This is a genomic window from Glaciecola siphonariae (assembly GCF_042652645.1).
Lineage (GTDB): Bacteria > Pseudomonadota > Gammaproteobacteria > Enterobacterales > Alteromonadaceae > Glaciecola > Glaciecola siphonariae.
In genome coordinates this window covers 1,517,884-1,530,262 of the sequence record NZ_JBHSGU010000002.1, presented here as the reverse complement: position 1 = coordinate 1,530,262, position 12,379 = coordinate 1,517,884, and the positions used below count along the sequence as shown (strand labels likewise).

Annotated in this window: 9 protein-coding genes; 3 read left to right on the top strand and 6 right to left on the bottom strand. The window is 45.7% G+C overall.

Translation table 11 applies throughout. The annotated features are described in order from the left end of the window. Positions 1-33 precede the first annotated feature (33 nt). Positions 34-192 (bottom strand): zinc-dependent metalloprotease, encoded by a 159-nt coding sequence (locus ACFO4O_RS08145; RefSeq protein WP_382407266.1) that lies wholly within the window; start codon positions 190-192, stop codon positions 34-36. Between the two features lie 166 nt (positions 193-358). Here ACFO4O_RS08145 and ACFO4O_RS08140 point away from each other — a divergent pair, with 166 nt between their 5' ends. Next, the gene (locus ACFO4O_RS08140; RefSeq protein WP_382407264.1) at positions 359-997 is read left to right on the top strand and encodes a PEP-CTERM sorting domain-containing protein; all 639 of its coding nucleotides are present in this window, start codon (positions 359-361) and stop codon (positions 995-997) included. A gap of 163 nt (positions 998-1,160) precedes the next feature. Here ACFO4O_RS08140 and ACFO4O_RS08135 read toward each other — a convergent pair whose 3' ends face one another. The 4 genes from ACFO4O_RS08135 to ACFO4O_RS08120 form a co-directional block, all read right to left on the bottom strand. Beyond that, entirely contained in the window at positions 1,161-2,858 is a 1,698-nt protein-coding gene (locus tag ACFO4O_RS08135) for an ABC transporter transmembrane domain-containing protein (protein WP_382407262.1), read from the bottom strand. Between the two features lie 126 nt (positions 2,859-2,984). Beyond that, a complete protein-coding gene (locus ACFO4O_RS08130; protein ID WP_382407260.1) occupies positions 2,985-3,614 on the bottom strand; it encodes a hypothetical protein in 630 nt (209 codons plus the stop codon). Positions 3,615-3,916: 302 nt separating this feature from the next. Continuing rightward, entirely contained in the window at positions 3,917-5,209 is a 1,293-nt protein-coding gene (eno, locus tag ACFO4O_RS08125; protein ID WP_382407258.1) for a phosphopyruvate hydratase, read from the bottom strand. Positions 5,210-5,266: 57 nt separating this feature from the next. Beyond that, positions 5,267-6,898: a CTP synthase gene (locus ACFO4O_RS08120; RefSeq protein WP_382407256.1), complete on the bottom strand. Its 1,632-nt coding sequence runs from the start codon at positions 6,896-6,898 to the stop codon at positions 5,267-5,269. A gap of 328 nt (positions 6,899-7,226) precedes the next feature. Here ACFO4O_RS08120 and ACFO4O_RS08115 point away from each other — a divergent pair, with 328 nt between their 5' ends. Further along, a complete protein-coding gene (locus ACFO4O_RS08115; RefSeq protein ID WP_382407254.1) occupies positions 7,227-8,756 on the top strand; it encodes an alpha/beta hydrolase-fold protein in 1,530 nt (509 codons plus the stop codon). A 65-nt stretch (positions 8,757-8,821) separates the two neighbouring features. Here the strand turns inward: ACFO4O_RS08115 and mobA are convergent, their stop codons facing one another. Further along, positions 8,822-9,409 carry a molybdenum cofactor guanylyltransferase gene (mobA, locus tag ACFO4O_RS08110; RefSeq protein WP_382407252.1) on the bottom strand — a complete coding sequence of 196 codons (588 nt, stop codon included), beginning with the start codon at positions 9,407-9,409 and terminating at the stop codon, positions 8,822-8,824. Between the two features lie 421 nt (positions 9,410-9,830). Here mobA and nirB point away from each other — a divergent pair, with 421 nt between their 5' ends. Further along, positions 9,831-12,374, top strand: coding sequence for a nitrite reductase large subunit NirB (gene nirB / locus ACFO4O_RS08105; RefSeq protein WP_382408283.1), 2,544 nt, complete (start codon positions 9,831-9,833; stop codon positions 12,372-12,374). Positions 12,375-12,379 lie beyond the last annotated feature (5 nt).

Below are 12,379 nucleotides of genomic sequence, written 5' to 3'. Positions count from 1 at the left end.
TTCAACAACAAGCTAAGCAATAAGCGAAGTAAATCAAGTAAGCGTTGGCGCGCAGTCAGCATCGCTAGCGCGCATTATGTTGAGCCGTGCTTGCTCTTGTTCTTGGTCGTTAAGTAGTTGTGAGTATCCATAGTTAATCACCCAATCATCAAACGGACTGGACTTTTTAAAATAAAAGTCGCCCTGACTCATGGTCGTATTTCAAAAAATGTGTCTAATTTTTATACAGTGAGGTGGTTGGTTTTATTATTTTTCAATTAAAACAGTGGCTTAAATTTTGGCTCTAGGTTTGCATAGGTTGATGGAGAGTAAGCGGGTAGTACAAATATAACATCAAAGAAAACAAGGAACACACAGCATGAATAAGCTAATTAAGGCGATTGTAAGTGCAGCAGTTTTAAGTTTATTGTCGATGCAGGCTTCTGCCGGCGTGATATTTTCATTTATCGAAACTGGTGGCAATGTAGAAATGCAAACATCCGGCAGCCTAAACACCGAAAACTTGGTAGAGACTAGCAGCTTCGGTGTTTGGAGCGGTATTGGTATTGAAACTAACGCGGCGCCACAATCCGATATTATGGGAGACACCATAAACAGTCCGACAGATATTGGCTTTGGATTTTCTGATGGCACTGATTTAAGCCCTTGGATTGGTGATTTGTTTACGCTTAGCCGCTTTGGTCTTATTAGGACGGGCACCACTTCGTTCACGACGTACGTCAGACCAAATGGCGTCAGAACACCCGGTATATCAATGGTCGAAAGTGATATTGTAAACGGCTTTTGGACACCCGATGTTTCTTGGCTTTCTGTGGGCAGCACGTTTGCAGACTTTGGCTTGATTGAAGGTGATTACACCATCACAGATATTCAGACCGGTGAGTTTATTTCAATCATTGTAGGCGACCCCAACGTTGAGGTAAATTCTCCTGCAACGCTTGCCCTTATGGGCTTGGCGCTTTTCGGTCTTGGGTTTGTGCGAAAACGAGCGCAATAAAAGCATATCGCGAATAATTTCAAAAAGCCCCGTTCTTCCATACTAGGGGCTTTTTTATGGACAAAAACCTGAGCGATATTACGTGATGCTGACCAATATTAATCAAACATTAAACACCAAACGTTAAACGCAAAGTATGCAAAACTGTAAATAAAACAAGCCCCTAGTGGCTTAACTGTAAGTCTACAAATTCACGATAGGTGGGGTTGCCCTCATACAGTTCACGATGATTACCTTGCGCGATGCATTGCCCTTTTTCCAGCACGATGATTTTGTCGGCGTTAAGCACTGTCGATAGTCTATGAGCTATTATCAAGGTCGTTGTTTTTTGCATCAACGAATCAATAGCTTGTTTTACAAGCTTCTCACTTCCTGCGTCTAAGGCACTGGTAGCCTCATCTAACAGCAGGATAGGACGGTTGGCCAGTATTGCTCGTGCAATCGCTATGCGTTGTTTTTGTCCGCCTGATAGCTTCACCCCGCGCTCGCCCAAATCGGTGTCATATCCTTTATCTAAGTCCTGAATAAATTCGTCAGCATGGGCTAATTTTGCCGCTTGCTGAATCTCTTCTAGGCTAGCGTTCTCCCTTGCAAAGGCAATATTTTCGCGCACCGTGTTTGCAAAGATAACAGGGTGTTGCGATACAAGCGCAAAATGCGCACGAAGCGATGAAAGGCTGAGTGACTTTTGTTCCACGCCATTGACGAGTATTTGTCCACTTTGAATATCGTAAAAACGCATGAGTAAGTCGAACAATGTAGATTTACCGGCGCCGCTATGCCCAACAATTGCAATCTTATCACCGGTTTGAACGTCAAAACTCACGCCTCGAATAACGGCGCTTTTTTCGTAAGCAAAATGAATGTTCTGAAGCGACAGAATTTGCGGTGAAGCGCTTGCGCCGTCCTTCGTATTTGACGTCGGTGAGTCTTTTATATCTGAGCGCTGAGCCATTAAATCGAGGATGCGCTCACTGGCACCAGCCGCCTTTTGTAACTCCCCAATGACCTCGCTGATGGTGGCAATTGCGCCACCTGCTAACACTGCATAAAACACAAAAGCCACTAATTGTCCTTGCGAAATTGAACCTTCAATGACTGCGATAGCGCCTAAATAGCCAACAAAAAAGATGGCGCTAAGGCTTATCAACATAACCGCAGAAATGAGTAGTGCGCGATAATGGATGCGTTTGCTGGCCGCCTGCATAACGGCATCGGTTTTATTGGCAAAATCAGTCATGGAGCGCTGTTCATGGTTAAAGGCTTGCAGCATGTGAATCTCATGCAGGCTTTCGTCTACTACACCGCCGATATCGGCAACTTTGTCTTGACTCTTTTTGGAGTAGTCTCTTACTTTTGCGCCCAGTAAACGGATAGGCGCAAGGATAAAAGGCACTGCAACAAATACGAATAAGGTAAGTTTTAAGCTGGTAAAACCCATCAGTATGAGGGCCCCTATAAACATCACGCTGGAGCGAAGCGCCATCGATACGCCTGTGCCCACAACGCTTTGCAACAGTGTTGTATCGCTGGTAAAACGAGAGATGATTTCGCCGGTGCGTGATTGCGCGTAAAATCCGGGTGACAGGGTAACTAAATGATTAAATAAGGCTTTGCGGATATCAGCAGATACACGCTCACCTAGCCACACCATTAAGTAAAAACGCACGTAGGTAGCAAGGCTACCCACTACCACCACAGCAATCACAACCCAAAAGGCCTGTGTTAAGACCGTTTGATTACCAGCGGTAAACCCTTGGTCGATTACATACTTGATCCCTTGACCAAGCAGCAGCCAAGTCAGTGACGACACCGCAAGCGCACTCAAGGCACCGACTACCTGCCATTTGTAAGGACGCAAGTGCGTAAACAACCATGACAGAATATGCTTGCTTGAGTATTTGGGCGAGACGCTTTGTTTAGGGGCAGTGTTTTTTTGCTTTTTGATAGCCGTGGCCTAGATGTGTTTGATGATTAAGATATGGGGCTACTTAAAGGTTTTCCAATCGATATCTGTTGAAAGTAGCAATTCGCGTAGTGAAAGAGCACGCGGAATAGTGCGCCCCTTTGACGTCCAGCGATGGCCGCTACATGCAGCAGTTAGTATAGCTTTACTGGGTTTTAACAGGAGGTAGCGTGTTTGTTTTGGAACTATTTCGAAATATTCACCGGTTTTGGAAAACCAACCAAACTTATTAAGGTGTATGCGATCAGATGCCATCATATCGATACTATCGAGTTCAATGTGTTCTTCGCCTAAATGCTCTACATACACCGCCACCACCGCGCCATAGCGTGCAAAATCTCCAAACCAGCTGAGTGTTTTATCAGTACTTTGCGTATTGACCGGGCATTTAGCCGCCTGTTTAGCCTGCCAACTGCCGTTATGAACATCAACATCAATAGGTGCATTGCCCTCTAATAAATGCATCGCAGCATTTTTTACGTGGTGGCTCAAGCCTTTGATTTTGCGTTTGAGTAGTGCTGGGTCGGAAATATTACTCGTGGCGAGATTTTGCAACTCACGTTCGTAAAGCGCATTACTAAGCTCTGCAAAGTTTGGAAACTTAGCAGCCAAGTGAAATATATCAGTTTGATCTTGAAAATCTAATGCCATCGTTGCGTTTACGTCTGTTTGCCAACCGTCATATTTGTTTTGAGCAATGCTATTTTAAGCAAGGCCGCTTTTTGATAAGTGTTTTGCCTACGTGTGTTGCCGGCGAGTGTTACCGGCGAGTGTTGCCGATGATGCGCGCCAGCGGTCAGGAACATCTGAGTCGATTTAATCCACGCTTTCGCTAGTTGATGATACCTAATTGCTATCTACTACTCCATAACTGAGGCAATAAAAAAGCCTGAGCATGTAATGTGCATCAGGCTTTCGTTGAGTCTTAAGTTTCTAAGCAGGCCTTTAAGGTTTTACTGGCCTTTTATTTCGCTTCGGCCTTTATATACTGCCTGGGTGCCAAGCTCTTCTTCAATGCGAAGCAGTTGATTATATTTGGCGACGCGGTCAGAGCGACAAAGTGAGCCAGTTTTGATTTGGCCCGCCGCGGTACCAACGGCTAAATCAGCAATGGTAGCATCTTCGGTTTCGCCGCTACGATGAGAAATTACCGCGGTAAACCCAGCATCTTTTGCCATTTTGATTGCTGCTAGAGTCTCGGTGAGTGAGCCAATTTGATTAAACTTAATCAAAATAGAGTTACCCACACCGTTGTCGATGCCGCGTTTTAAAATTTTAGTGTTGGTGACGAATAAGTCGTCGCCCACAAGTTGTGCTTTGTCACCTAAAATCTTAGTTAGATAGGCCCAACCGTCCCAATCAGATTCATCCAAGCCATCTTCTATCGAGGCAATAGGATATTTCGCGGTCAAGTCAGCTAAGTAATCGCTAAATCCATTAGCGTCAAACGACTTGTTCTCGCCGCCTAACACATATTTACCGTCTTTATAAAACTCAGACGCTGCGCAGTCTAGCGCGAGCGTAACATCTTCATTCATTTTATAGCCCGCAGCTTCAACAGCAGTCACAATAACCGCCAGCGCTTCAGCGTTTGACGTTAAGTTTGGCGCGAAGCCGCCCTCGTCGCCAACGGCTGTATTGAGGCCTTTTGCCGAAAGCACTTTTTTAAGCGCGTGGAAAATCTCAGCGCCCATACGCAATGCTTCTTTAAAGCTTTTTGCGCCTACGGGTTGAACCATAAACTCTTGAATATCTACATTGTTATCAGCGTGCTCGCCGCCGTTGATGATATTCATCATTGGTACCGGCATAGAGTATTGCCCCGGCGTACCGTTCAAATTAGCGATATGCACATAAAGCGGTATGCCTGCGCTGATTGCTTGTGCTTTTGCGACTGCTAAAGAAACCGCTAAAATTGCATTTGCGCCTAGGTTTTCTTTGTTTTCTGTGCCGTCTAACTCAAGCATAACTTGGTCGATAGCCGCCTGTTCATTGGCCTCTTTACCCGCAAGTGCTGGTGCAATTTTATCGTTTATGGCGGCGACCGCATTCAATACACCTTTACCTAAATAACGTGATTTGTCGCCATCGCGTAACTCAAGCGCTTCTCTTGAACCTGTAGAGGCGCCCGACGGCGCTGCTGCTCGGCCCATTGCGCCGCAGTCTAAATATACGTCTGCTTCAACGGTGGGGTTTCCGCGTGAGTCTAAAATTTCTCGTCCAACAATTCGGCTAATCTTGGCCATTTCTCTTCCTCTTTGTTCAAAAATTATGAGCTTTACGACGCGTTTTGCGATTTAAGCTTAATGGTGTTCTTTGTTGTATTCACTTGCTGCGGCAATAAAGCCTGTAAAAAGCGGATGACCATCACGAGGCGTAGAATTAAATTCCGGGTGAAATTGCCCCGCCACGTACCAAGGATGGTTTTCAAGTTCGATTACTTCTACCAAGCGTTTATCCGTAGACAGTCCGCTAACCGTTAAACCTGCATCTTCTACCTTTTGACGCAGATTGTTGTTGACCTCATAACGGTGACGATGGCGCTCATAAATTTCAGTGCTACCATACATTTGCGCGACTTTACTGCCTTCTTTTAGATGGCAAAGCTGACTGCCTAAGCGCATAGTACCACCTAAATCGGTTGAAACATCTCTGATCTCTGTCCCGCCGTCGGCATCTAACCACTCAGTGATCAAGCCCACAACAGGGTAGGGGGACTGTGGGTTAAATTCAGTGCTGTTGGCATTTTCCATGCCCGCAACGTTGCGAGCAAACTCGATATAGGCGATTTGCATGCCTAAACAAATGCCTAAAAACGGCACGTCGTTCTCGCGGGCGTATTTAGCTGCCGCAATTTTTCCCTCAATGCCTCGCTCACCAAAACCGCCCGGAACCAAAATAGCATCGAGATCATGCAAAATCTGAATGCCCTTGCTTTCGATGTCTTGAGAATCGATATAGTGAATATTCACGGTTTTACGGTTTTTCAACCCTGCATGTTTAAGGGCTTCGTTAACCGACTTATAGGCATCGGGTAGCTCTACGTATTTACCCACCATACCAATGTTTACTTCGCCAGTGGGGTTTGACTCAGCATATAGCACCTGTTCCCATTCACTCAAATCCGCCTCTGGGCACTCAAAGCCAAAGCGCTTAACTACAAGTTCATCCATACCCTGGGCTTTCAAACCTGCCGGAATACGATAGATGCTGTCGGCATCGCGCAGGGATATAACCGCTTTTTCATTCACGTTAGTGAACAGGGCTATTTTGGCACGCTCATTATTGGGTAAGGCGCATTCAGAACGGCATACGAGTATGTCAGGCTGAATACCCACCGAGCGTAATTCTTTTACAGAATGCTGAGTTGGTTTAGTTTTGACTTCGCCTGACGCGGCTAAAAAAGGCACCAAGGTTAAATGCATGTACATAGCGCGCTCGCGACCGATTTCAGTGCCAAGCTGACGAATGGCTTCAATAAATGGTTGCGACTCTATGTCACCCACGGTACCGCCAATTTCTACAATGGCGATGTCTACGCCCTCTGCGCCCGCCACAATGCGTCGCTTAATTTCATTGGTGATATGCGGAATTACCTGAATCGTAGCGCCTAAATAATCGCCGCGGCGTTCACGTTTAAGCACTTCTTCATAAACGCGGCCGGTGGTAAAGTTGTTGCGCTGAGTCATGCGGGTGCGAATAAAACGTTCATAATGACCAAGGTCAAGGTCGGTTTCTGCGCCATCGTCGGTAACAAATACTTCACCATGTTGAATAGGACTCATGGTACCTGGGTCAACGTTGATGTAAGGGTCTAGCTTGAGCATAGTGACCTTTAGGCCTCGCGCTTCTAAAATGGCAGCCAATGAAGCCGCGGCAATCCCTTTTCCTAATGATGAAACCACACCACCGGTGACGAAAATATAATGTGTCATGTTGAACCTAACGTTTAGGGTTGAAATTGATGCACAAAACTTTTATCACAATAATTATCACAATAAACCGATGGCTATATTGTTGATTAACAAAACTATTTTTTTGTATAAAGTGCGAACAGAAGATTTGTAAAATAGGCGAACAGAACATCACCTTTGTTGGATGCATAGTATACCTATCTTACCCCCTGTGAGTAAATTATAAAAATAACTTATTTGCTCAGTGCCTTTCACTTTATTCAAGATCCTGTTTCAAGAGCTTGGGGTATGTGCGGTGTTTTTAAGCTATCATTTAAATTAAGCAAAATTCCTTTACAAGAGCATCACGATGAAACCATTGAAATTGCAAGCCTCTAATCTGTTGATATGTATTTCACTTGTATTAGCGTGCGTAAACGCTCATGCAAAAACGATTAGCATTAGTGCAAATCAAGCGATTGATGCACCGGGCCGACTGCATATTATCTTCACTCAAGATAGTGAGCGAGAGCCTCGCTTGTACAGCGCATGGCCCGTGCAAAATGTAGAGCCCTTGTTTTCTCAAGATTTAGATGGGCTAGGGCAAACTCTAACGCTAGACACCAATACCCTTGGTGGTTTTCCGTTCAAGACCATGCAAGATTTACCTGCTGGCATGTGGCGGGTGCAGGCCATTTACGACACTAACACATTGGATTCAGGTATTAACTCGCCAGCAAACGCCTACTCGCTACCTCAGGCTATTGAGATTAAAGCCGGCGTAGCGCCCACGCTTAACTTTGAACTTAACCAAACTGTTGCTGCCGACGCCCTGCCTGAAGATCAAGCTCTACTGAAATTTATAAAGATCAAAAGTGATATTTTAAGCGAATTTTGGGGAAGTGATATGTATCTTCGTGCTGGCGTGCTGCTGCCGGCAACTTACTACGACAAACCCCTAAAAAAATTCCCTGTGTTTTTTGATATCGGCGGATATGGTGCGAGATATACACGCGCCGAACGTTGGTATCAGTCTGAGGAGTTTCAAGAATATTGGCAAGCCGACGATACGCCGCAAATGGTGATTGTCTACCTCGATGGAGAGGCCCCTTTTGGCGACCCTTATCAAATAAATTCGGCCAATAACGGGCCTTATGGTGATGCGACTTGGCAAGAGTTGTTGGGCTACTTAAACCAAAATTTTAATATTGTTGACACGGCCCAGGGGCGTTTTGTAAGCGGATGTTCCACAGGCGGTTGGGTAAGCCTAGCACTACAATTATTTTATCCTGATACCTTTAACGGTGCTTGGTCTTACAGCGCTGACGGAGTCGACTTTAGATACTTCCAGTTAGTTGATATTTACAGCGATGACAATGCCTTTTTCAACGAGCACGGACAAGAGCGGCCTTCCTATCGTGGTAAAGACGGGGAAGTCATATTTTCTATAAAACGCGAAATTGACATGGAAAACCAAATGGGCAGGGGCAATAGCTATGTCACGTCGGGAGGGCAATGGGGCGGATGGAATGCAGTCTACAGCCCAAAACTCGATAGTGGTTTACCGGCTCCTATATGGGACCCTGCAAGCGGAGAGATAAACAAGGATGTGGCCGAAGCTTGGAAACAATATGACCTGCGTTTATACACACAAAAAAATTGGCAAACATTAGGACCTAAGCTTGCCGGAAAACTTCATATTTGGATGGGTGATATGGATAATTTTTACTTAAACAACGCCATGTACCTTTTCGAGGATATGCTTAAAAGCCGCACCGAACCTGCATCTGATGCGGTGTTTGAATATAAGCGCGGCGTGGGGCACTGTGACTTTAATCGCTACGACATGCGCAAAAAAACCATCGCTCAGATGTATGAGAGATTTCAAAAAACGAGATAGAAGCAAAACATGTAAAGAAAAGTTCTTCGCTCCCGTGATTATGTGCGAGCTGCACAGGATTCGAGTTAATTATTCTGATGCTGCGCTAACAGCCATCGATAATCATCTGGGCTGTTGATGTTTTTCAAGACTTGCTCATCACCCGGCAGAGCATGGGCATTTACATGCTCGATGAGACGATAGAGAGAAAGTTGCGCTTTAGTGCTTTTATCGGATTGATAGGCGTGTATCCGCTCCTTAATATATGATTGATAATGAGTTGAGGCATGCAAGAAAAGCGGCAATGGCGCATCGTTAAAATAGGTGCTCACATTGTTGTGTAAGCCATGTTCAAGCATAGGTAGCAAAATGCCTTTGCTCAGTAATGGCATATCTACCGGCAAAACCAAAAGCGAATGCTTGCAAAACTCGCTGGCGGCATATATCCCGCCTAAAGGACCACACGCTGAAACCACATCGGGTATAGCCTTGGCGTGAGTATTACTGCTTAACAATATATCTTGAGGCGCTAGAGAGCTGGCTAGCTCTCTAGCATGTTCTAAAAAGCTACTGCCCTGAAACAAGAGCTCACTTTTTGTTTGTTTCATTCGGCGCGACTGTCCGCCAGCAAGTATCAAGACTGAAAAGGATGTAGCTTCAGATGCGTCACTCATGGCTCAATTTTTCCAATTTAAACTTGCGGCAATGTACCATCAAACTGCGCAGCGATGAAATAAGTCTTGGCTGCAAAATCGATTCGAGGGTTTGCACATCGACATATCCGGCCCTTGACTCACGAATAAGCGATAAGCAGGTGCGCACTTAAGGCGCAAACTTGCTCTGTGTTGGTGCAAATCGGCATGTTTTCGCGCTGCTTAATCCGAGTGTACCTTTGTTTTTAATGGTTTTTTTTTGCTGGCACATTATTTGGATAAGAGCGTAGCAAGAGACATTCATATACTTGTATATTCAATTTCAACATATTTGCTTTTTGATTCACAGATGAACAAAAGGCCTGGCAAAGATGCCCACAGCGATTTCGGTCGCTGTGGGTTTTTTTTTGCCTTTACCGCCCTACACACTTACGAGGCTGACATGAATAATGCGCTTATTAGCAACGATATATTAGTCATTGGCAATGGCATGGTTGGACATCATTTTGTTGAACAACTACGGCAGCAAAACACGGCACTCAGCATTCGAGTGCTGTCGGGTGAGCCTCGTTTGGCCTACGATAGAGTTCACTTGTCAGAGTACTTTCAAGGAAAAAGCGCTGACGAACTTGCGCTTACAACAGAGGCTCATTATGAATCACTTAACATTCAATTCAGCACTGAGGCTTGGGTAGAGACCATCGATAGAAAACAAAAATGCGTGCGTTGTACAGACGGACGCGAATACCACTATCAAAAGCTTATTTTAGCGACAGGCTCTTATCCTTTTGTACCGCCTATCCCTGGCAACGACCAAGCGCACTGCTTGGTTTATCGCACTATAGAGGATCTCGAAGCAATCGAAGCCTCAGCAAAAGTCAGTCGCATAGGCGTGGTAGTTGGTGGCGGCCTATTAGGGCTTGAAGCGGCCAATGCGCTTAAAGAAGCTGGCTTACAAACCCACGTAGTAGAATTTGCCCCGCAGTTAATGGCCGTGCAATTAGATAGTGCGGGCGGGGATGTACTTAAAGATAAGATACAAGCACTCGGCGTGACGGTACACACGCAAAAAGCAACGCAAAAGATTGTGAAGGGCACACAAGCGCGGTATCGCATGGAATTTGCGGACGGCACGCACTTAGATACCGACATGATTTTGTTTTCAGCCGGTATTCGACCTTCCGATGCTTTGGCTCGCGCTTACGATATAGAGATTGGTGAGCGCGGCGGCATAGTGATTGATGATCACTGCTTAAGTTCAGACAAGAATATATACGCAATTGGTGAGTGCGCGCTCTGGCAAAATCGAATATTTGGCTTAGTTGCCCCCGGCTACGCCATGGCAAGGACCGTTGTCGCACATATTTTGGGTCATAATGAGCGCTTCAAGGGCGCTGATATGAGTACTAAATTAAAACTCATGGGTGTGGAGGTTGGCTCCATTGGCGATGCTCATGCAAGTACCAGCGGCGCTCAGGTATATACCTACGAAAATCAGCCTAAAGGCATTTACAAAAAAATGGTGGTTGAGCCTAATCAAAATAAATTGATTGGTGCAGTCTTAGTCGGCGACACCTCCGATTACGATACGCTTTTACAATACACTCTCAACGCCATTGATTTACCCGAATTTCCTGAAAGTTTAATTTTACCTAACAATGGCGATAATTCCGTGCAACTAGCAGGGGACGCCTTACCCGACAACGCCAGTATTTGCTCCTGCCATAACGTGAGTAAGGGCGATATTATTAGCGCGATTGACACCGGTCAATCAAGCTTGTCTGAGGTTAAGTCCTGCACCAAAGCAAGCACGGGTTGTGGCGGCTGTGCCGCCCTGTTGAAAAACGTTGTCGACCTTGAGCTTGAAAAACGCGGTGTTGAAATTAACAACCACATATGTGAACACTTCGCCTACTCTCGACAAGAGTTATTTCATATGGCACAAGTTGAGGGCATTCAGGATTTCGACACGCTGCTTGAGAAGCATGGCACTGGCTTGGGTTGTGATGTGTGCAAACCTGCAGCAGCTTCTATCTTTGCATCGCTTTACAACGCGTTTATTCTTAAAAATGAACATATTGGCTTACAGGATACTAACGATACTTTTTTGGGCAATATGCAAAAAGACGGCACGTACTCCGTCGTACCAAGAGTGCCTGCTGGCGAAATTACCCCTCAACAGCTCATACTCATTGGTGAAGTTGCCAGAGACTACAAACTGTACACCAAAATCACAGGTGGGCAGCGCATCGATTTATTTGGCGCAAATGTGCAGGACTTGCCCGATATTTGGCAGCGCCTGCTTGATGGAGGCTTTGAAACTGGCCACGCCTATGCCAAATCTTTACGCACAGTCAAATCTTGTGTCGGCAGTACATGGTGTCGCTACGGCGTGCAAGACTCTGTCAGCGCTGCCATTAACATTGAACATCGTTATAAAGGGCTGCGTTCACCTCACAAGCTCAAAATGGCGGTGTCTGGCTGCACCAGAGAATGCGCCGAAGCGCAAAGCAAAGATGTGGGAGTCATTGCCACCGAGAAGGGCTGGAATTTATATGTGTGCGGTAATGGAGGGATGAAGCCTCGCCATGCCGACTTATTTGCCACCGATTTAGACTATGACACGCTAATTCGCTATATCGATCGTTTTTTAGCGTTTTATATCAAAACCGCTGATCGCCTCCAGCGTACCTCTGTGTGGATGGAGAATATGGACGGAGGCCTAGCGTATTTGCAAGACGTCATCATTAACGACTCGCTTGGCATCAATGCATCATTGGAAGCTCATATGCAAAGCATCGTGCAGAGCTATCAATGCGAATGGCGCAGTGTCGTGGAGTCAACACAGGCACGCAAGCGCTTTAGACAATTTGTGAATAGTGACGCCGGCGACAATAACCAACTGTTTGTTGAAGAGCGGGGCCAGCTTCGTCCTGCAACAGCGCAAGAAAAAGCGCAAAACATTTCCATCGTCGAAAGCTTATAGGAGAG